Raw genomic sequence first — 21,237 nt, 5'->3', positions numbered from 1 at the left:
GCCGCGGTTAATCGCCCTGGCTTAATTGATTGAAAAGATAGTCAAAGACTACGCGCACGCGCGCCGGGCAGGCATGCTGATGCGTATGATAGAGGTTGACCGGCCAGGGCGGCGGAGCGTCGCCCGGCAGAACGGCCACCAGCTCACCCGCGGCGAGGTGTTTTTCAACCAAATACCCGGCCAGTTGGCCAAAGCCTAAACCGGCGAGCACCGCTTTACGCTCTATATCGGGCGTATCGGTGACGAAGGCGGCGGACTTCGGGTAGAAATAACGTTTTTGGCTAAACTCCCAGGGCCAGTAGCGCCCGGTTTTGCGGTTCACCAGCGCGACAATCGGCAGATGGGCAAGCTGGTCTACCTGCTCCGGCGGCGGCAGGCGATCAAGCAACGCCGGCGAAGCAACCAGATGGAAAGGCATGGTTCTGGGTTGGCGAACGATGCAGGTTTGGTCGTGCAGAAAACCGATGCGAATGCCGATATCAATTCTTTCTTCGACGAGATCGCTGTGGATATTCGACAGGTGGAACTCGATCGTGATCGCGGGATACTGGCGCGCGAATTCCGCCAGTATCGGCATGACGACCTCGCTGCCATAGGTATGCGGCGCCGTAATGCGCACCACGCCGCCGAGATCTTCCGCCGCTTTCCCCTGCGGCTGAAACAGCCTGTTCAACTGATCCATCGCCGCTTTAGCCTGCTCAAGAAAGCCGAGGCCGAAATCCGTGATTCTCACGCTGCGGGTATTGCGGTGGAACAGCTGCTCACCGAGCACCGACTCGAGCTCTTTGATGGCTCGGGTGACTTTTTGCGGGGAAATGCCGAGCCTGGTCGCCGTGTGTTTAAAGTTCATCTCCTCGGCGGCGGCGCAGAAAATGCGCAAGGCTTCTTGTCTGTTTTGCACGTTGACCTCTTTGTTCCAAAAAATGGAATTCTCAAAGCATAACACTTCCATTTACCGGGCGAAAACGGTGGGTAAAGTATTCGCACTGACCCTAACAAAAGGAACGAGAGATGAACCGTATTTCAGGCAAAGTGGTGGTGATTACCGGCGCCAGCAGCGGGCTGGGCGAGGCGACCGCAATACATCTGGCCGCGCAGGGGGCAACGGTGGTGGTGGCGGCGCGCAGGAAAGATCGTCTTGACGCACTGGTTCGGAAAATCGTTGGCGACGGCGGCACCGCGTTGGCGCTGCAGGCGGATGTGACGAAGCGTCAGGAGGTCGAAGCGATGATCGCCCAGGCCGTCAGGCAGTTTGGCAAGATTGATGTCTTGGTCAACAACGCGGGGCTGATGGCGATCGCACCGCTGAGTGCCGTGAAGGTCGATGAATGGGAACGGATGATCGATATCAATGTGAAAGGCGTACTGTACGGCATCGCGGCAACCTTGCCGCTGTTCGAAAAGCAGCAATTCGGTCATTACATCACCATTTCCTCCATTGCCGGCAAGAAGGTGTTCAGCCCCGGCGGCACGGTCTATAGCGGCACGAAATTCGCGGTCAGCGCGATCGCCGAAGGTTTGCGTCACGAAGTCGGCGGGAAGATCCGAACCACGACGATCGCCCCCGGCCTGATCGACACCGAACTGAAACAAGGCAGTTCGCACGCGGAAAGTTTGCAGGCCGTTGGCGAACTCTACCAGAGCCAGGCAATTTCCGCCGATGCCATCGCGCGCGCCATCGCCTATGCGATCGAGCAGCCTTCGGACGTGGACGTGAGTGAGATTGTCATCAGGCCGACCGTGCAGGAGTTTTAAATCGCCAGGGGCATTCCCGGAATTTTTAGCCGTATTTTCTTACCGTTACGAGGTTTTCTATGCGTATGCGTCGCAATTTGCTTATTGGCACCTTTTTCGCCGCTTTTTCTGCCGCTGCAATGGCCGCGGCGCCTTTTTCTGCAATAGACAATCCCGGGTTTTACCGGATCATGCTGGGCGATGTGGAAGTGACGGCCCTGTCTGACGGCATCAGCCCGATGCCCGCCGATAAAATCTTGATCAACACCCGGCCGCAGCAGCTTGAAAAGGCGATGGCGGCCAACAACCTGTCGCTGCCGTTGCCGACCTCGGTGAACGCCTACCTGATCAATACCGGAAACAAGCTGGTTCTGGTCGATGCCGGCACCGGCGCGCTGCATGGCGAAACGCTGGGAAAAATGATGAAAAACCTGAACGCTTCCGGCTATCAGGCGGAGCAGGTGGATGAGATTTATTTAACGCACCTGCATCCCGATCATGTGGGCGGGTTGATGGCGGACAAGCGTCTCGCCTTCCCGAACGCCACCGTCTGGGTGGAAAAAGACGAAGTCGCCTTTTGGCTGAGCGAAGAGAAAAAGCGGCAGGCGGAAGAGAAAGATAAACGTTTCTTCGATGCCGCCATCGCCTCACTGCAGCCTTACGTCACGGCGGGGAAACTGAAAACGTTCGAAGGCAATCAGGCGCTCACCCCGGGCATTTCGGCTGTCGATACGCGTGGGCACACGCCAGGGCACAGCGTGTTCGCCGTCGAAAGCAAAGGGAAAAAGATGGTGATTCTGGGGGATATAATCCACGTCGCCTCCGTGCAGTTTCCCGATCCGAATGTCGCCATCGCCTATGATATCGACGTCCCCGCCGCCGTTGCGCAGCGCAAGCGGCTGTTCGATGACCTCGCGCAGCAAAGGGCGCTGGTCGCAGGGGCGCATTTGTCCTTCCCGGGCCTTGGCTACATCAATAAACAGGGGAAAGGTTACGACTGGCAGCCGTTGAACTATGGCGCGATGAGTCCTCATTAATCGGCATGAGAGCAAGGCAAGAAGGCAAATAAACAATGTGAAGGGGCCAGGCGGCCCCTTTTTTCTGACGTTCAGAAAGCCGCTTCCGTGCAGAGCGCAGGGCTTTCACGCCGTACGTTGTGTGTTATTTTGGCCGCTGTGGATAACCGGCAATCGGGTAAAAGAGGATGGGCAATTCGGCATTTATGCATCGTTTTGACGCATTGGGCGGGCTTGAACTGCTCGTCGCGGACTTTTCAGACCATCGGTTTGACGTGCATTGGCATGATACCTGGTCGATTGGCGTTGTCCTGCGCGGCGCCAATAACAACAGCGCTAAAGGCGATGCCGACGGTATCGTCAGCCGTGGGCAAGTCAGCCTCATCGCGCCGGGGCAGATGCATGCCGGGACGGTGCTGGGTGAAGAAGGATGCCATTATTTCATGTTTTATCCCAGCCACGAGATGCTGCTGGACGCGGCGGAAAACATGGAGATGCCTCTGCCGCCGGCAGTGAAGGGGAAGCGCATCGACCATGCGCCTTTCGCCACCCGGTTGTGTGAGGCCGCGACGGTATTGACCGCGGCGCAATCCAGCCGTTTCGACCGGGAGGTGGTCTGGAGCCACTGTGTGGCGGATCTGTTGGCGGTGTGCTCCCCGCGGCGCGCGTCATTGGCAGGCGCCGGCATCGCGCCGGGCTTGCGCAGGGCGAAAGAGTATCTGCACGATAACCCGGCGCGGGAAGTGCGTCTGGAGAGGCTGGCGCAGGCCGCCGGTCTGTCCAGGTATCACCTTTGCCGCCAGTTCTCGGCAACATTCGGCTTGTCGCCGAGCCGCTATCAGCGGCAGCTGAGGCTGCAGCAGGCGAAGGCCTTGCTATCCCGGGGCGGCGACATCGCGGAAATTGCCGTCGCCTGCGGGTTCGCCGATCAGTCGCACCTGGGCAGGGCGTTCAAGTCGAGTTACGGCGTGACGCCGCGCGGCTATCGCGATCGCTGCCTGTGAGCAATATCGTTCTATCTCGCCGACTTACGGGGGCCGACAATACGCCTATTTACGACGCGAGAAAATCATGGTCATCGAATTATCCACGCTGGGTTTATTTGCCCTTTCGGCCGCCGTCTTAACGCTTATTCCCGGCGCCGATATGCTTTGCGCACTGTCCAACGCCGTCAGCCAGGGAACGAAAGCGGGGCTGATTACCGTATTGGGGGCGGTGACCGGGGTGATATGCCATATCTGTTTTGCGATTGTCGGCGTCACGGCGCTGATCGCCTCTTCGCCGCTGCTGTATCAGCTTTTCGTTATCGGCGGCGCGCTGTACATCATGTGGGTCGGGTTGGGCATTTTTACCCAGGCAAATGCGATTGGCCTGGAAAGCCACGGCGAGCGCAAAAGCCGCAAAAGGCTCTATTCGCAAGGATTCCTGACCAATCTGCTTAACCCCAAGGCCATTATTTTCATGCTGGCGTTTATTCCGCAGTTTATTCGGGTGGAGGCGGGCAGGCCGGGAATGCAGATGCTGATATTAGGCATTGAACTCATCGTCATCATGTTTCTGATTGAAATTCCCCTGGTATTTCTGGCGGGAAAGATCGCGCTGAGGATAAAACGGCGTCCGGTCATCGGGATTTATATCAATAAATGCTTCGGTAGCGTCATTCTGTTATTAGCCTGCGCCATTTTGGCAGCGCGTTTACTCTAAAAGTGTCACTTCTCTTTTGGGCGAAGTTGTTCGTTCGATAAGGTTTTATGTTCGCCCCGCTATGCTGCACGGCGAGCATTTACCGTAATCTTCTCCCGAGTTTCACAGACACTGAGGAGAATGACGAATGAAACGCTTTGAAAATAAAGTTGCCCTGGTGACGGGCAGTTCAAAGGGCATTGGCGCCGCCATTGCTAAACGCCTGGCGGCCGAAGGCGCCGTGGTTTTCATTAACTATTCCCGCGGGCGTGAAGATGCTAACCGGTTGGTTAAAGAGATCAATGAGCAGGGCGGCGTCGCTTTTCCGCTGCAGGCCAATGTCGGCATTGAGGCCGAAGTCAATGGCCTGATGCAAAACATTGTCGAGCAGTATGGTCGCCTGGACGTGTTGGTCAATAACGCCGGGGTTTATGCCACCAATAGCCTGGAAGCATTCAGCGACGCGGAATATGAAAGGCACTTCAATTTAAATGTCAAAGGGCTGATTTATTGCTGCAAGGCGGCGGTCGCCGCCATGCCTGAATCGGGCGGCAGCATCGTCAATATCAGCTCCAGCGTGACCTCGTTTACGCCGGCCAATTCGCTGGTTTATACCGCTTCCAAAGCCGCGGTGGATTCGATCACCAAGACGCTGGCCAACGAGCTTGGCGGGCGCAAGATCCGGGTCAATGCGGTCAATCCTGGCTTGGTCATCACGGAAGGCGTGCATGACAGCGGCTTTTTCGATACCGATTTTAAAACGCACATTGAATCCATCACCCCGCTGGGGCGCATCGGCACACCGGAGGATATCGCCCCGGCCGTGGCCTATCTCGCCTCGGACGAGGCGGGTTGGGTGACCGGCGAGAGCCTGATCGTCGGCGGTGGTTTGCATTAATTTAGCGAAGAATGGAACAGAAATGACATTAGATAAAGCCTACGGGCCACTGATTAACGGCGTATTCGAGCTGGATGGCACGGACATTCATCCCGTTATTTCCCCCTCGACCGGGGAGCGCCTGGCGGATTTGCACTACTGCAACGAACGGGACGTCGAGCGGGCCGTGTTGGCGGCGGAAGCGGCTTTCCCCGCCTGGAAGGCATTAGGGCAGCAGGCCCGCGCCCGCCTGGTGGCGCAGTTGGCGGATGTGCTGGAAAGCGATCTGGAAAGAATGGCGCAAATCGACGCGCGGGATGTGGGCCGCTGTATCAGCGAAGTGCGCCGCGATTATCAAACGGCGGTCAGACACTATCGCTATTTCGCCGCGGTTGTCATGGGGCACGAAGACAGCGGCAGAAGCATCGCGGACGGCTACAGCCTGGCAAAACGCGAGCCGCTCGGCGTCTGTGGGCAGATTATCCCCTGGAATGCGCCGGCGATCATGGCAGCGTTCAAGCTGGCGCCGGCGCTGGTGACCGGCAACACGGTGGTGCTGAAGGCCGATGAAAACGCCTCGCTCTCCACGCTGGAGCTGGGCAAGATGATCGCCAACATTTTCCCTGCCGGCGTCGTCAATATCATTACCGGGCTGGGTAGCGTGGCGGGGGCGGCGCTGACCGGCAACCGCAAGGTGCGCAAACTTTCGTTCACCGGCAGCACGGAGGTGGGCAAGCGGGTGGCCAAAGCCGCCGCGGAGCGGTTGGTGCCCGTCACGCTGGAGCTGGGCGGGAAAAGCCCCAATATTGTGTTCCCGGACATCGAGGACATGGATGCGGTGGTGGACAACGTGACCTTTGCCGCCATCCACAATAACGGCCAGTCCTGCCTGGCGGGCACCCGGCTGTTCGTGCACGCGGACATTTACGACTGTTTCAGCGCCAAACTGGTGACGGCTTTCGAACGGGTGCGCGTCGGTTCACCGCTGGCCGAGCAATCCCGGGTCAGCTGCCTGGTTTCTGAGAAGCAGGGCGAGCGGGTGCTGGCTTATATTCGGACCGGCCTCGAGGAGGGCGCTACCCTGCTGACCGGCGGCAAACGCCGCGCCGTCGCCGGCTGTGAGCACGGCTACTTCATTGAGCCGACGATCTTTGCTGCGGAAAATGGCATGCGCATTTGCCAGGAAGAAATTTTCGGGCCGGTGCTGACGTTGATCAAATGGTCAGACTACGACGAGATGATCGCCCAGGCTAACGACAGCGAATATGGGCTGGCGTCGGGGATCTACACCCGCAGCCTGAAAAACGCCCTGGCGACCGCAGACCGGCTGGAAGCCGGGTCCGTTTGGATCAACCGCTACTCGAACATTACCGATGGCACCGCGTTCGGCGGTTACAAGAATAGCGGGATCGGCCGCGAGTTCTGCAAGGAAACGCTTAATGCCTACACGCAGATAAAAACCATCACGCTGCAGACGGATCTGCCCGCGGCCTGGTTTGCAGAATAAGGATAAGATCGGCACAGGGACGTGCCGCCGTTGGCCGCGTCAGGAAATGTGGCTGCCGATATAACTCCTTGGCGACGCGCCCATGCTTTTCTTGAACGCGGTGCTGAAGGCGCTTTCCGATTCATATCCCAGGTCAAAGGCGATCTGGGATATTTTTTCTTTATTGGCGACCATTCGCTCGATGGCCAGGCTAAAACGCCAGATGCGAATGTATTCGTTGACGCTGTAGCCGGCCAGCTTTCTGAAGCGGGTAGTGAAGGCGGTGCGCGACATGCCGGCCATGCCGGCGAGCTCGTCCAGGCGCCATTTCCTGCCCGGCTGGTCGTGTATGCGGGTCAGCGCCAGGCCGATATGTTTGTCCGCCATCGCGTAAAACCAACCCTCGCCGCGGCCGAGCGCGCCGGAAGAGAGCAGCATGCGCAGCGCCTGCGTCAAAATGATCTGCAGCAGATGCTCGGTGATGAGCTCGCTGCCCGGGCCGGGATTTTCTATCTCCGACGAGAGGCGGCTCAGGAAATCCTTGATGCCGGCGTTCTCCTCCCGCTGCGTTTTGATCACGATGGGTTCGGGCAGGCTGGTAATAAAGCGGAAGGTATCGTTGATCTGAAATACGAAGCGGCAACCCACAAAGGAGAAATCGCACCCGCCGTTGCTGAAGCAGGAGGAGCGGTCTTTCATCACGTGAATTTTTGTTATATCGATGGCCGGCGCGTTAGGGTTATCAAAAATGCTGAATTCGCGTCCGCTGGATAAGATCAGCACATCGCCTTGTTCAATCGGGTAACTATTGGCGTCGCCCGCCAGTTTAATGAAAAAAGATCCGCGCTTGGCGATATAAATTTTCATCCCGGAATAGTCGGGAAACAGCGCTTTGGTATTGGCGCTCATGTCAAACGTCACAATTTTCTGACTGCTGATTTTTAGCCTGGAAACAATATCGGATAACGGATCCATTATTACCTGCTTGTTTGATGCGTTTACTGTTGAGCATAGTCGCTATTGCGCCAGCGTTATGCACGATCCCGACAGTGCGGCGAGATGAACGCATTATGGGTGAGGCGCCAGCCGGTGTACAGGCTAACCCGCCGTCCTGTCCGAACGATAAGAAAAAAAGTGCGAACGCGAAAGTTCGCGATCCGGCCGGGTGCTACGATCGGTATTTTCCATGATGGTGGCATAATGACTTCTGACCAGACAAACCGCAGCCAGGTGAGCCTATTGGCGGCGTTGACGATCGCTTTATTTTTTATCTTGTTGAACAGCGGCTCCCCCACGCCGTTATATCCCCTCTATCAAGAAACCCTTGATCTGAGCAATATTGACCTGACCTTCATTTTCTCTTCCTACGGGTTTGGCGTATTGCTGTCCTTGTTTTTATCACGCAGGCTCACCATCACCGATAAAAATGCCCGGTTGCTGGTGGTGGTGTCGCTGATGGTGGTGGTGGTGCCAACGCTGTGTTTTTCCTTTGCTCGTTCTTTGCAGGCGCTGTGCCTGTTCAGGTTTATTTCCGGTTTAGGGGCCGGTACGGCCACGGCCATCATCAACATCTTGTTGATCAACGTCAGCCGCGGCGACAGCGCCAAACGCGCCGCGCTGTTGGGCAGCCTGGCTTTGGTGACCGGCCTGGCGCTGGGCCCGGTGATCAGCAGCGTTTACGCCCAGTTGGCGTTTTACCCGCTCACTTCGCCGGCGGTGACCATCGCCGCGTTGGTTTTCCTCTCCGCGATCGCCATCGTCCTGCTTTGGCCGAAGAAGGGATTGCCTACCCTCGGCGTTGCGGACACGAAAACGGCAGAAAAGGGCGCCGGTTTTAGCCAACCGCTGTTCTATCTGCTTGCGCTGTGCGTGTTTATCTCCTGGTCATACGCCGCGCTGATCCTGTCGTTGGGGCCGACGGCCGCGATCCAGGTCTTCGGGCTTCAGTCACCCGCGGGCTTTGGCTATATCGCCACCGGTTATTTACTGGTGGCCGGCGTGGTGCAGTTCACGATCCCGCGTTTTCTGAAGCCTGAGTTTTCTTTGGTGTTAGGGCTGATTGCGCAGGTTTTCTCCATGGTGATGATGACCATGGCGCTCGAAAGCAGTTCTGTGGCCAGCGCGGCGGTGAGTCTGGCGCTGTCCGGCTTCTCGTACGGCGCGGTTTTTGTGGGCGGTGCCATCCTGGTCAATAAGCTCTCTCTTGCGGCGCCAGGGTGGAACGCGGTGTCGAAGTTTTACTTTATCGTCTATTTGTTCAATATCATGCCGCCGGCCGCAGGTTGGCTGGCGGATAAAATAGGGGTAGTGAGCGCCTTGTTCGCCGCCATTGTCCTTTTTATGGCGATATACATCGCCTTTGCCGTGCTGGCGCTGTGGGCGCTGTTGCTGAGAAAGGCCTGACGTTCCCGGCGTTGGGAAGGGCTTTACAAGCCCCCCTGGCTTCCATAAGCTTGGCGGCGTGTTTTGGCGCTGATTGCTGGCGATTACCGCGCATAACAGCGGCTGCCCGGCGACTCTGCTTTAACACGCCATGTTTTACATAGGTTCAGGTAAGAGAACGGCCCCATCGATGATTGCCGGCGCCCACGGAAATCGGGCGTTGCAGTGAGGATGGGGTGATGCCGTGTCGGCTTCGGTGATGAGAGGTGTGTCCGCCTTCACCGGTTGCCGCATGCATAGGTTACTGACCTGTTGATGAATTTTTGGATGGCCTGCCGTCTGACTCATTACAGGATTAACATATTGTGATGCTTACCCTAGATCATTCCTCGTCTCACCGCGTTTTTTACCGCATTCACTCCCCCTTCAACGAGGCCTTCGCACCCATGCCGTCACTCACGGTGCGCGAAAACGTGCTCGTTGGCCTGCATAAATAACCCTTGGGAGCCATTTTATGGAATGGAATGTAAACCAAACCACGCTCTCTCGAGCGCAGATGGTTTCCCTGCCGAAGGCGGAAGTGCATGTGCATCTGGAGGGCTGCTTTGAGCCGGAACAGCTCTCGGCCTGGGCGTTATCCTCGGGGATACCGATGCCCAGAAAGCAGGACGAGCTGCTGAATTTTAACGGGCTTGCCGACTTTCTCGATTTCCTCGATTGGTCCTGCAGCCTGGTGAGCAGCCGTGAACGCCTGGCGCAGTTAAGCTACTCCTATGCACAACGGCTGTCGCGGGATGGCGGGCTGTACGCCGATCTGATTTTCAACCCGACCCATTGGAAAGCGTGGCGCGGCAGGCTCGGTGACATGATCGACGCGATTGACGCCGGTTTGCGCGCGGCCGAAGAAGATGGATTGGCGTCCGTTGGGCTGTGCGTCAGTTTGCTCCGCCGGCAAACCGCCGCCGAGGCGAGTGAGCTGGTGGATTTTTTAACCGCGCTGCGGCACCCCAGAGTGGTCGCGCTGTCCGTCGATGGCAATGAGGCCGTCACCAAAGGCAGCGGTGCGCGTTTCGCGCAGGCTTTCGCCCAGGCGGGCAGGGCCGGGTTGAAGCGAACCGTGCATGCCGGGGAGTCGAGCGGCGCAGAGGGCGTGCGCGACGCCATCTTGCTGCTGGGGGCCGACCGCATCGATCACGGCGTTCGGGCGATAGACGACCCGGCCGTCGTGGAACTGTTGGCTGAACGGCGTATCCCCATCGGCGTATGCCTGACCTCGAACATCAAACTGGGCGTCTATCCCGGCTACGCGGAGCATCCGCTGCGCCGGCTGCGGGATGCCGGGGTCATCGCGACCATCAATACCGACGACCCGGTCTTATTGCACACCACGTTGGTGGATGAATATCTGATCTGTCAGAGCGAATTTGCATTTTCCACCCAGGATATCGTCGATGTGGCCCTGAATGCTTTTGCCGCCAGTTTCGCCGGCGACGAGGCAAAAACGGAGTATCGAAAGAAAATGGCTCCTTGGGTTGCTTCTCTTAATACAGAAAATGGAGACAAGCGGTGAGCGAGAAGAAAATAAAATTATATTTTGATTGCGATACCGGCATCGATGATGCGATGGCGCTGGGCTATTTGCTCGCAGAAAGCGACAAGGTGGATATTCTGGCGATCGGCACGGTTTGCGGCAACGTCGCCGCCGATGCCGGAGCCAGAAATACGCTGGAGCTTGCCCGCCTGGCCGGTTTTCCCGAGATCCCCGTCGCCGTGGGGGAACGGGATTACCTGCGCCAGGCGTATCTTTGCGATGTGCAGCATATACACGGTGACAACGGCATCGGCGACATCGCGCTGGAAGCCTCACACGCCAAGCTGGCGCCGCTGTCGGCCCCCGACCTGTTGGTTGAGCTGGCCAGAGCGCACCCGGGGGAGCTGGACATCTTGGCGACCGGCCCGCTGACCAACATCGCCAAAGCCTTGCAGCTTGAGCCCGCGTTAGGGGAGCTTATCGGCACGCTGACGATCATGGGCGGTGCGGCACTGGCGCCCGGCAACCGAACGCCCGTTGCGGAGGCGAATATTGCCTGCGATCCGGAGGCGGCGACCATGGTGTTTAAGGCGATGAAGAATATCGTGATGGTGCCGCTTGATGTCACCATGTCGCATACTTTTGAAGAGGCGGATCGGCTCAAACTGCTGTCGGCCGAGAGCCGGTTTGCGCAGGCGATAGGGCAAATGCTGGAGCGGTATATCCAGTTTTATATCAATACCTACGGCCGCAAAGCCTGCGCGCTGCACGATCCGGTGGCTGCGGTGTTGGCGGTGCAGGGCATCGGCGCCTGCCTTGCACCTAACGTGAAGGTGACGATCGATGATTCTGACGGGCCAGGCCGCGGGCAAACTCTGTGCGATATGCGGGGACGATATAGGAACTATCCGCCGCAGCCCGATGCCAACTGCCATGTGGTATTAAGCACCGAGCTTAATATGTCGGAGTTGCTGCTCGCGAAGCTGCTGTCGTTGGCGTAATTCGTCTCTATCGACAACGTCTGAGTGTATAAGTGTATAAGTGTATAAGAGGCCTTTCCGGAGGCCTCTGAATGAGCATTGAAGAAGGGGGGAAGATATCAGGTAGGATTTAACGAACCGCAGGCGTGCGAATCCAAATCGATAGATGTGTTTGCTGTTTGTTTAGCGAATATTGAGTACAGTGTTTCCCCTGTGCAGTCTGATTATTGATGCGTTTTGCCGAATTCAGCCGGGCCATAAAGCATTAACCAATCCTCCTTTTTTATTTTATATATGCGGAACACGTTGTGGAAAATGAAAATTTAACGTTGCATTATGACAATGATGCACGCTCCTTTCTGGAGGGCCAGCTCGATAGATTTAATTCAAAGTTCATGGGATTAAATGCTCACGAGTATGGTGTTTATTATAAAGACGACGATGAGAAAATAATCGCGGGACTTTATGCAGAGTCTTACGGGGCAGTTTTTTACATCCATTATCTTTGGATTGATGAAGCGCAGCGCGGCCGGCGTTTAGGTCACCGTCTGCTGGAAGCCGCAGAGGCTCATGCCAGACAGTTGGGATGCGTCAGCGTCGCCGTGGACACGTTTAGCTTTCAGGCGCCCAATTTCTACCTGAAACAGGGTTTTCAAATGATTGGCGAGTTGGATTGCGGCAATGAAATAACACGCTCCTACCTGAAAAAATCTCTGTAATGTTCAACTGATAAACCGGCTTAGCCTGCGCGCTTCTCGACCAGAAAGTCCAGCAGCGCCCTGACCTTGGAAGACATGTGCTCACGGGAGGGGATATACAGGTAGAAGCCGGGAAACGGCTGCGACCAGGGCTGCAGGATCCGCACCAGTTCACCGCGTTCCACCAGCGCCTTCACGGCGAAATCAAAGTGCTGAATAATGCCGACATGTTGCAACGCGGCGCGGATCATGCCGTCGTCGTCGTTGGTGATCATGCTGCCTTGCGGCTCGACGGAAAAGGTATGGCGCGCGTGCCGCTCGATAGTGGAAAACTCCCATTGATAAATGGCGCCGCTGGTTGCGTGGCGAAAAGCGATGCAGTTGTGGTTGACCAGATCCGCCGGCGTGGCGGGCGTGCCGTTACGGCTGAGGTACTGAGGCGTGGCCACCGCCACCAGTTCCACCTGCGGGGTGATGGGGATCGCCACCATATGCTCGGCGAGGCTTTCACCCAGCCGCACGCCGGCGTCGTAGCCTTCGGAAATGATGCTGGCCATGCCGTCGTCCATCACCAGTTCAAGCTTCAATCTGGGATAGCGCGCCAGAAATTCGCCGACATGCGGTTCGATAAAGTGCTTGGCGGCCGTGCGCGAGGCGTTTATCCGCAGCAGCCCCGCCGGCTCGTGGCGGCTCTCTTCCAGCGTGCCGACGGCGTGTTCGATCGCGCTGAGGGCGGGGGCCAGGGCCTCGAGCAGGCGTTGTCCTTCCTCCGTGAGCGACATATCGCGGGTAGTGCGGTGGAGCAACTTGACGTTCAGCTGTTTTTCCAGCGCCTTCAGGTTTTGCGACAGCGCGGCGCGGGAAACGCCCATTTGGGCCGCCGCTTTGGTAAAGCTGCGGTGCTGCGCGATATGCGCGAACCACGCCAGTGAGGGAAGCAGGGAAGGATCCATCGATATGCTCCGCATTGTAAACCACAGCTTAACACTGTAGTCCATTCCCTGTGCTTCTCAAAGAACAATACGGTGTCTAAAGTAAGCGTTATCCCAGCGGAAGCGATGCCGAGCGCGTTTCCCGAGCCAGCAACCCTGTGAGGAACTCATGATGAAAACGGTCAAAATCAAGCGTCAGTATTGGGACATCGCGGCGGATATCCATTTCCCGCCGGATTTCGACGAGCGGAAAAAGTACCCGGCGATCATCAGCGCCCACCCGATCGGCAGCTGCAAAGAGCAGACCTCGGGCAACGTCTATGGCGCGGCGCTGGCGAAAGCCGGCTTTGTGGTCATCGCGTTCGACGCCAGCTTCCAGGGCGAGAGCGGCGGCGAACCGCGCTTTATTGAAGATCCCGCTCAGCGCGTGGAAGATTTTCGCGTCGTGACCGATTATCTGGTGACGCTGGATTACGTTGATGATCAGCGTATCGGCGTGCTCGGCATCTGCGGCGGCGGCGGTTACGCCATCAACGCTTCGATGACGGAGCGGCGCATCAAAGCGGTGGCGACCATCACCGGCGCCAACTATGGCCGGGTAATGCGCGAAGGCGTGTTGGCCAATGGCGATCCTGTGGCTTTTCTGGAGGATATTGCCCGGCAGCGCACCGCAGAGGCGCGCGGCGCGGCGTTGCGCGTGGACGTAGGCCTGTACCCAAGCGTTGAGGCGGCGCAAAAAGACGGCGCCGATATCGATCTGCGCGAGGCGACGGAATACTACCGGACGGCGCGCGGCGAGAAGCCGAACGGCGTAAACAAGACGCTGTATTCCCATAATGCGGTAGCCGTGGGCTGGGATGCGTTCCACCTGGCGGAAGTGCTGCTGACCCAGCCGCTGTTGGTGATTGTCGGCAGCAAACCCGGCCTGTTCGGCGCGTTGCGCGACGGCTATGAGATCGTGCGCCGCGCCAAATCGCAGCACAAAGAGCTGGTGGTGGTGGAAGGCTGGTCGCATTACGATCTCTACGACAAACCGGAGCCGGTAGCCCAGGCGCTGGAGAAGCTGGTGCCGTTCTTTAACGCCACGCTGTAAGCGCAGGCCGGAGGGCGAGGGAGTCTCTCCCTCGCCGTGGCGTCAGCGGCTGCGCCGTGACATGACTCGCTTGTCTTTCGGCCGATCCTGCCAGTCCTCAACCTGATTGTTGAAGTTATCCGCCAGCAGGTAGGCCGGGGTTTTCGCCAGCCAGTCGGACAATGAAATATCCTGATAAATGCCGTTGTCCATCACGATCAGCACCTTCAAATCTTCATCGCCGATGTTCTCGATGTAATGGCCGAAGCCCTGCGGCACGTAGCCGACGTCTGAAGGGGCGTACTCTTCCGTCTGCGCGTGGCCGTGCGAACTGAACACCGTCATGCGGCCTTTGCCGGCAATATAGTATTGCCATTCGTTGGCATTGGGGTGCCAGTGCAATTCCCGGATCGCGCCGGGTTTCACGATCTCGATGATGCCGGTCATGGTGGTGGAAATGGGAAATTCTTTCGATGACACCAAATGCACGCTCCCGGCGTCATTTTCAAAGAACGGCTTTTGCTTCATTAATTCATAACGGTGGGTCAACGGAGCGTTATTTAATCCGCCGTCGTTTTTCGGTAATGGCAAGGTGGGCGGGACGGCGCCGCCGACAATATAGGCCTCACCCTGTTTGGCCTTGGAAAATACCGCCGCCGGCATGTCGACGCTTTTTTCCAATACCTCTTTCGGCATATGCGCCACCCAATCGGTGATGCTGAAGGTGCCGAATTCGGAGAAGTGCCCGTTATCGAATGCCAGAATGAAATGCGCGCCGTCCGCCAGCGCCTGAATGGAATGGCCGTAGCCTTTCGGGAAATACCACACGTCGCCGGGGCCGAAATCCGCCACTTCGCATTTGCCTTCGGGATCGAGGATGGTGATGCGCGCATGGCCTTCCAGCATAAATGCCCATTCGGCGGCGATGGCGTGCCAGTGCAGTTCGCGCACGCCGCCCGGCTCCAGCGTCATGTCGACGCCCGCCACGCCTTCGGAGATCGGAAATTGCTCGACGGTAGCCTCGCGCGCCCAGCCGCTGGGCAGGCTGCGTTTTTTGCTGTCGGTGAATTTGTATTTGTAGAGATGCTGCGCATCGGCAGGCGGCTGGTAGCTGCTGGGAGGCACGATATTGCGGTGGTCGTCGGCAGCGGCATTTTTAGCGATGCCGCCGATCATGCCGGCGGCGGCCGCGCTGACGGCGGAGACTTTCAATATATCACGACGCGATAGCATAGCATTTTCTCCAATATAAAACCGTGCGCCTGCAGTGGCAGGCGACAGGGAAGGTGTAATTACCCTTGAGAGGTATTTTTGTCATCGGCGGGAATAGGCTGTGACCCTTAAATCCTAGCGGCTGGAATTTATTGGGTAGGCGCTTATTTGTTTGCGTTTGTTACTAAGTGAGAGCGGGTTTGATTATTCATTGTTAATCTATATAGTCATGGCGATGAATTAATCTTTCTCTGCGATTAAATAAATGAAGCGTCAATGAAACACATTATTTTTGGGCGTTTTTCTCCGATTGCGCTATAGGCGGGCGCAAAAAGTGTGCAGTGGCGACATTGCAGTGCATTTACGCTAAATCGTGACGCCTTTCACAACACTGACGCGTGGCTATTGCCGAGTATTCGTAAGTATGGCGATACTTTTAGCGCGGTCGAAAAGATCGCACACCCATTTTTATTGCGGCGTGTTACTGCTAAAGCAGGCAAGACCAAAATAGGAATGCACTTCTCCTTGTGACGAGGCGCATTTCCATTTTGGTCTTTTTTTTTGCATTTTATCGGGGAAAACGATGGACTATCAAAAACTTGGCTTAGAAATACTGGCGCGGGTCGGCGGTAAAGGCAACGTCAGCAAGCTGACGCACTGCGCGACCCGTTTGCGCATGGAATTCAACGACGACAGCAAAGTGGATTCGAAGGCGATTGAAGCCCTGCCGGGCGTCATCAGCGTAGTGGTGCGCGGCGGCCAGTTTCAGATCGTGGTCGGCAATAACGTGCAGCAAACGTTCCGCGTGCTGCAAAAAGAGATTGGCCAGCCGCAAACGGGCGCTCAAAAGCAGCAGCCGAAAGGCGGCGTGGTGTCGCGGATTATCAGCGTGATTTCCACGACCTTTACCCCGGTGATCCCGGCCATTACCGGCGCGGGGATGATCAAGGCGCTGCTGGCGATCCTCAAGCTGGCCGGGGCGATAGATCCCGCCGGCACGACCTATCGATTACTGGATACCGTCGCCGATGCGGCCTTTTTCTTCCTGCCGGTGCTGTTGGCTTACGGCGCCGCGATAAAATTCGAGTGCAACCCCATCCTGGCGATGACTCTTGCCGGCGCCTTGCTGCACCCTAATCTGGCTCAGATGCTGGCGGCGGGCACCGCGATTGATTTTCTCGGCATTCCGGTGCGGCTGGCGGATTATGCCGGCTCGGTGTTGCCGATCATTTTTACCGTGTGGCTGATGTCTTATATCGAGCGGTTTGCCGAGAAGGTTTCGCCGACGATGATCAAGTTCTTCACCAAACCGATGATTGTGCTGCTGGTCACCGCGCCGCTGGCGTTGGTGGTGGTCGGGCCGTTCGGCATTTTCCTCAATGACATGGTGGCCGCCGGGGCGGCGATCGTCGATGGCAAGGCCGGCTGGCTGATTCCGATGTTGATGGGCGGGCTGCAGCCGTTTTTGGTGATCACCGGCACCGCCTGGGCGATGACACCGATCGCCACCGGCCAATTGACCAGGAACGGTTTTGAGATGATTAACGGGCCGGGCATGTTGGCATCCAATATTGCGCAAGGCGCGGCGACGCTGTGTGTGGCATTCCGCACCAAGAACACGAATTTGCGCCAGTTGGCGTCCTCCGCCGGTTTTACCGCGCTGTTGGGGATCACTGAACCCTCGCTGTACGGGGTAACGCTGAAACTGCGCAAGCCGTTGATCGCGGCGATGATCGGCGGCGGCTGCGCCGGCATTTACGCCGGGTTGAGCGGGTTGGTGCGCTATGCCTTCGTTTCTCCTGGCCTGGCCGCTTTGCCGGCGTTTATCGGTGAGAACCCGATGAATATCGTGCATGCGCTGATCACATGCGCCATTGCCATCGTCGTGACCTTTGCCCTGACCTGGATCCTTGGCTTCGACGATCCGATCGAGGAGGCGAACGAAGAGACTCAGGTGGCGGCGGCCGACGAAGTATCGCCGGTTTTCAGCCCGCTGACCGGCAAAGCCGTGACGTTGGATCAGGTCAACGATGACGTCTTCTCCCAAGGCTTGTTGGGCCAGGGCATGGCGATCATACCCTCGGAAGGTGTGCTGCGCGCGCCGCTGGACGGCGAGATCGTGACTTTCCTGCCGTCAAAACATGCGGTAGGCATCAAGGGCGACAACGGTGCGGAGCTGTTGTTGCATATCGGCATCGACACGGTAAACCTGGGGGGCCAACACTTTGACTCCGAACTGCAGGTCGGCGATCGCGTCAAGGTCGGCGACGAGCTGGTGCGTTTTGACATCGACGCGATCGCCGCATTAGGCTTCGATTTGACGACGCCGGTCTTGGTAGTCAACAGCGAAGCGTTTCAGGTTCAGGCGTTACCTAAGCCGCATGGCGTTCATGCCGGTGAGACGATTATGGCGCTGAAGGCCAATAAGGAGCCGGCATGATTTATCAACGCTTGCACGATTTTCCCGCCGAGTTTCTCTGGGGCGCGTCGACTTCCGCTTATCAGGTGGAGGGCGCATGGAATGAAGACGGCAAAAGCCCGTCGATCGTCGATATGCTGGAACATCCCGCAGGCACGGCGGATTTTACGGTGGCCAGCGATCACTATCATCGCTTTCGCGAGGATGTGAAGCTGTTCGCTGAACTGGGGTTAAAGGCCTACCGGTTTTCGGTTGCCTGGACGCGCGTATTGCCCGATGGCGTCGGCGCAGTCAATGCGCCGGGGCTGGCGTTTTACCGGCAATTGATCGACGAATTGCTGGCGCACGGCATCGAGCCAGTGGTGACGCTGTACCATTTCGATCTGCCTTATGTGCTGGAGCAGCAGGGCGGCTGGTCCAATCGCGCCACCATCGACGCTTTTGTCGCCTACGCCGGCGTGTTGTTCGACGCCTTCGGCGATCGGGTGAAGTATTGGCTCACCATCAATGAACAGAACACCATGATCCTGCACCCCGGCGCCATCGGCATGCCCAAAGGCGGCGCGTTGCCTGACAAGCGGACGCTGTATCAGCAGAGTCATCATATGTTGGTCGCTCAGGCCAAAGTCATGGCATTATGCCATCAGCGCTGTCCCGGCGGGAAAATTGGCCCGGCGATCAATACCACGTCGATGTATCAGGAGACCTGCCATCCGCTGGATGCCATTGCCGCCCACAACTGGGAGACATTGCGCTGTTGGAGCTTTCTCGATGTGGCGGTGCATGGCCGCTACAACGCCCTGGCCTGGCGTTACCTCGAGGATCGGGGCTGGGCGCCGGACCGCGAGCCGGAGGACGCGGCGCTGCTGTTGGCGGCGCGGCCGGATTACGTGGCGATCAATTACTATTCCACCGCCACGATCGCCGCCAGCCGCGGCGACGGTTCAGACGTGAGCGCACGCGCCGGCGATCAGCAAATCATGCTCGGCGAACCGGGTGTTTATCGTGCGGCGGAAAACCCGTTTGTCGGCAAGACGCGCTACGGATGGGTGATCGATCCGGTTGGCTTGCGCTTAACGCTGCGCAAAACCTTCGAACGTTATCACCTGCCGATACTCATCACGGAGAACGGCATTGGCGCGCCGGATGAATTACGGGCGGATGAGACCATCGACGACGACTATCGCATTGAATTTATGCGGCAGCATGTCGAACAGATGCGACTGGCGATCAACGACGGCGTCGAGCTGCTCGGTTACTGCCCGTGGGCGGCGATTGACGTCGTCAGTACGCATCAGGGCTACGCCAAGCGCTATGGATTTATCTACGTGAACCGCGGAGAAGGGGATCTTAAGGATCTGCGGCGCATCAAAAAACGCAGTTTTGACTGGTATCGGCGGCTTATCGCCGCCAATGGCCGGTTAGGCAAATAAGCAGGGTGACGGCCGAGACGATGAAAGTCATTAAGGTTCTCAACAACAGTCTGGTGTTAACCGCGGACGACGATAACCGTGAGGTTATCGCTATGGGTAAGGGAATTGGTTTTAACAGCAAAACCGGAGACGAGATCAACCCGGCCGCCATTGAGAAAGTGTATGTGGTGCAGGAGGGGCAAAAGGGGCGCGATTACCTGCGGCTGATTGAAACTGCCCCGACGGAACACATCGAAATTGTGCAGATGATCCTCAGTGAGGCCAACCGCCAACTGAACGGCAACATTAATGAACAGATTTTCTTTACGCTGGCGGATCACATCAGTTTCGCTATTGAGCGTCATCACAAGGGCATTGCCATCCAAAACCGCCTGCTGTTCGAGGTGAAGCGCTTCTACCCGCGAGAGTTTGCGGTGGGGCTGCAGGCCTTGGCATACATTAACCAGCGGCTGAATATCCATCTGCCCGAAGAGGAAGCGGGCAATATCGCCTTTCATCTGGTCAATGGCCAGACCGAAGTGCAAAACATGGAGCACACGTTGCTGGCGGTGAAGATGCTGAAAGATGTTTTCAATATCATCAAGTATCACTTTCGCATCAATATCGACACCGATTCGCTGAACTATGCGCGCTTTTTGGTGCATATGCAGTTCTTTATCCAGCGCATGATTGACGGCAAGCAGATGGCCTCGAAGGCCGATTTTCTGTTTGCCCAGATGACCGCCGAGTACCCGCACGCCTATCGCGGCGCGCTACTGATCCGCGATTACGTGAAGAATCTGCTGCAAATGGAGATGTCGAACGATGAGCTGCTGTATTTGATGATCCACCTGACGCGCATCACCGATCAGCCGGAGGCCTGAACCGCTTCGGCGACCAGTTCGCGAAAGCGCTCAACGATCGGCGAAGCCGGGCTGCGGCGCAGCGCCAGGTAAAGCGGGGCGCTGAGCTGCGCTTCTTCGGCGAGGGTGCGGTAGACGATGCCGTCGCCGCCCAGCCGCCGCATTGAGCCGGGCACCACTGACAGCCCCAGCCCGGCGCCGACCAGGCTGAGGGTGGCCGGCAGGCGCGGCGCTTCCTGCACGATGCGCGGGCTGAAGCCGGCGCGGTGGCAGGCGGCCAGGATGGCGTCGTACAGCCCCTGGCCGGCTGGGCGGCGATAGAGAATAAACGCCTCGTGGGCCAGTTCGGCCAGCGGCAGCGGCGGCTGCGTTTCTTGTGCCAGCCGGTGGCCCAGCGGCAGGGCGACGATCATCGGTTCGCTGAGCACCGGCTCCACGCTCAGGCCGGGAATGCCGCTGGCCGGCGAGCGCACGAAGGCGGCGTCGAGGCGCTGTTCCAGCAACGCCTCCATCAGTTCGCCGCTGCCGGCTTCTTCCAGCTGGGTGGTGATGCCCGGCAAGATGTCGCGGTAGCGGCGGAGCAGGTTGGGCACGAACGGGTGCAGCGCGGCGGAGCTGGTGAAGCCGATGGCGATGTGCCCCTGTTCGCCGCGAGCGGCGCGCTGCACCGCTTCGCGCAGGCGTTCGGCGCGCGCCAGCAGGGCGCGGGCTTCTTCGAACAGCACGCCGCCTGCTTCGGTAACGCGCACGCCGCGCGGCAGGCGCTGCAACAAGGTGACGCCCAGTTCATCTTCCAGCCCCTGCAGCAGGCGGGTGAGCGGCGGCTGCTGGATAAACAGCCGCTCGGCGGCGCGGGTGATGTTGCCTTCTTCCACCACGGTGACGAATGCCCGCAGGCGACGCAGTTCGATCATAGCCATACCTCAAAGGTATCTTTAGT

The 21,237-nt window shown here is 57.9% G+C and carries 19 protein-coding genes; 14 read left to right on the top strand and 5 right to left on the bottom strand.

Features of this window, described 5'->3' with window-relative positions; all coding sequences use genetic code 11:
• Positions 1-7: 7 nt before the first annotated feature.
• Complete coding sequence (locus tag ACYF6X_RS08685) at positions 8-901, bottom strand: LysR family transcriptional regulator (RefSeq protein ID WP_039567103.1); 894 nt, start codon at positions 899-901, stop codon at positions 8-10.
• 110 nt (positions 902-1,011) lie between these two features.
• On the opposite strand from ACYF6X_RS08685, the gene ACYF6X_RS08680 reads away from it, so the two are divergent.
• The 6 genes from ACYF6X_RS08680 to ACYF6X_RS08655 all read left to right on the top strand — a co-directional run bounded on the left by ACYF6X_RS08680 (position 1,012) and on the right by ACYF6X_RS08655 (position 6,817).
• Positions 1,012-1,755: an SDR family oxidoreductase gene (locus ACYF6X_RS08680; protein ID WP_130018363.1), complete on the top strand. Its 744-nt coding sequence runs from the start codon at positions 1,012-1,014 to the stop codon at positions 1,753-1,755.
• A 170-nt stretch (positions 1,756-1,925) separates the two neighbouring features.
• Entirely contained in the window at positions 1,926-2,771 is an 846-nt protein-coding gene (locus ACYF6X_RS08675; protein WP_254623409.1) for an MBL fold metallo-hydrolase, read from the top strand.
• Positions 2,772-2,938: 167 nt separating this feature from the next.
• A complete protein-coding gene (locus tag ACYF6X_RS08670; RefSeq protein WP_165384393.1) occupies positions 2,939-3,754 on the top strand; it encodes an AraC family transcriptional regulator in 816 nt (271 codons plus the stop codon).
• Between the two features lie 67 nt (positions 3,755-3,821).
• Positions 3,822-4,454: a LysE family translocator gene (locus ACYF6X_RS08665; RefSeq protein ID WP_043147436.1), complete on the top strand. Its 633-nt coding sequence runs from the start codon at positions 3,822-3,824 to the stop codon at positions 4,452-4,454.
• A 127-nt stretch (positions 4,455-4,581) separates the two neighbouring features.
• On the top strand, positions 4,582-5,331 hold the full coding sequence (locus tag ACYF6X_RS08660) for an SDR family NAD(P)-dependent oxidoreductase (protein ID WP_033634470.1): 750 nt from the start codon (positions 4,582-4,584) through the stop codon (positions 5,329-5,331).
• Between the two features lie 22 nt (positions 5,332-5,353).
• Positions 5,354-6,817 carry an aldehyde dehydrogenase family protein gene (locus ACYF6X_RS08655; RefSeq protein WP_063989801.1) on the top strand — a complete coding sequence of 488 codons (1,464 nt, stop codon included), beginning with the start codon at positions 5,354-5,356 and terminating at the stop codon, positions 6,815-6,817.
• A gap of 39 nt (positions 6,818-6,856) precedes the next feature.
• Here ACYF6X_RS08655 and ACYF6X_RS08650 read toward each other — a convergent pair whose 3' ends face one another.
• Positions 6,857-7,717: an AraC family transcriptional regulator gene (locus ACYF6X_RS08650; protein WP_242512570.1), complete on the bottom strand. Its 861-nt coding sequence runs from the start codon at positions 7,715-7,717 to the stop codon at positions 6,857-6,859.
• Between the two features lie 99 nt (positions 7,718-7,816).
• Here ACYF6X_RS08650 and ACYF6X_RS08645 point away from each other — a divergent pair, with 99 nt between their 5' ends.
• From ACYF6X_RS08645 to ACYF6X_RS08630, 4 genes are all read left to right on the top strand, one after another.
• Positions 7,817-9,199: an MFS transporter gene (locus ACYF6X_RS08645; RefSeq protein ID WP_130018362.1), complete on the top strand. Its 1,383-nt coding sequence runs from the start codon at positions 7,817-7,819 to the stop codon at positions 9,197-9,199.
• Positions 9,200-9,692: 493 nt separating this feature from the next.
• Positions 9,693-10,748, top strand: a complete 1,056-nt coding sequence (gene add / locus ACYF6X_RS08640) for an adenosine deaminase (protein ID WP_130018361.1) — start codon at positions 9,693-9,695, stop codon at positions 10,746-10,748.
• A complete protein-coding gene (locus ACYF6X_RS08635) occupies positions 10,745-11,710 on the top strand; it encodes a nucleoside hydrolase (RefSeq protein ID WP_130018360.1) in 966 nt (321 codons plus the stop codon). Before add ends, ACYF6X_RS08635 begins: the two co-directional genes overlap by 4 nt.
• Before the next feature lie 287 nt (positions 11,711-11,997).
• On the top strand, positions 11,998-12,408 hold the full coding sequence (locus ACYF6X_RS08630; RefSeq protein ID WP_063989805.1) for a GNAT family N-acetyltransferase: 411 nt from the start codon (positions 11,998-12,000) through the stop codon (positions 12,406-12,408).
• A gap of 20 nt (positions 12,409-12,428) precedes the next feature.
• On the opposite strand, the gene ACYF6X_RS08625 is transcribed toward ACYF6X_RS08630, so the two are convergent.
• Positions 12,429-13,340, bottom strand: coding sequence for a LysR family transcriptional regulator (locus ACYF6X_RS08625; RefSeq protein WP_130018359.1), 912 nt, complete (start codon positions 13,338-13,340; stop codon positions 12,429-12,431).
• A gap of 151 nt (positions 13,341-13,491) precedes the next feature.
• Between ACYF6X_RS08625 and ACYF6X_RS08620 the strand changes: the two genes are divergently transcribed.
• Positions 13,492-14,412 (top strand): alpha/beta hydrolase, encoded by a 921-nt coding sequence (locus ACYF6X_RS08620; RefSeq protein WP_107226819.1) that lies wholly within the window; start codon positions 13,492-13,494, stop codon positions 14,410-14,412.
• Between the two features lie 42 nt (positions 14,413-14,454).
• On the opposite strand, the gene ACYF6X_RS08615 is transcribed toward ACYF6X_RS08620, so the two are convergent.
• Positions 14,455-15,624: a cupin domain-containing protein gene (locus ACYF6X_RS08615; protein WP_107226818.1), complete on the bottom strand. Its 1,170-nt coding sequence runs from the start codon at positions 15,622-15,624 to the stop codon at positions 14,455-14,457.
• A gap of 562 nt (positions 15,625-16,186) precedes the next feature.
• On the opposite strand from ACYF6X_RS08615, the gene ACYF6X_RS08610 reads away from it, so the two are divergent.
• From ACYF6X_RS08610 to licT, 3 genes are read left to right on the top strand one after another with little or no spacing between them, the layout of a single operon-like run.
• On the top strand, positions 16,187-18,043 hold the full coding sequence (locus ACYF6X_RS08610) for a beta-glucoside-specific PTS transporter subunit IIABC (RefSeq protein ID WP_130018358.1): 1,857 nt from the start codon (positions 16,187-16,189) through the stop codon (positions 18,041-18,043).
• Positions 18,040-19,455: a glycoside hydrolase family 1 protein gene (locus ACYF6X_RS08605; RefSeq protein ID WP_063989809.1), complete on the top strand. Its 1,416-nt coding sequence runs from the start codon at positions 18,040-18,042 to the stop codon at positions 19,453-19,455. Before ACYF6X_RS08610 ends, ACYF6X_RS08605 begins: the two co-directional genes overlap by 4 nt.
• A gap of 20 nt (positions 19,456-19,475) precedes the next feature.
• Positions 19,476-20,318, top strand: coding sequence for a BglG family transcription antiterminator LicT (licT, locus tag ACYF6X_RS08600; protein WP_033634478.1), 843 nt, complete (start codon positions 19,476-19,478; stop codon positions 20,316-20,318).
• On the opposite strand, the gene ACYF6X_RS08595 is transcribed toward licT, so the two are convergent.
• Positions 20,303-21,217, bottom strand: a complete 915-nt coding sequence (locus ACYF6X_RS08595) for a LysR family transcriptional regulator (protein ID WP_130018357.1) — start codon at positions 21,215-21,217, stop codon at positions 20,303-20,305. The genes licT and ACYF6X_RS08595 overlap by 16 nt on opposite strands.
• Positions 21,218-21,237 lie beyond the last annotated feature (20 nt).

The organism is Serratia sp. ID 25-353 (assembly GCF_054792795.1).
Note: the sequence above shows the minus strand (reverse complement) of the source record. Positions and strands in the feature narration are given on the sequence as shown.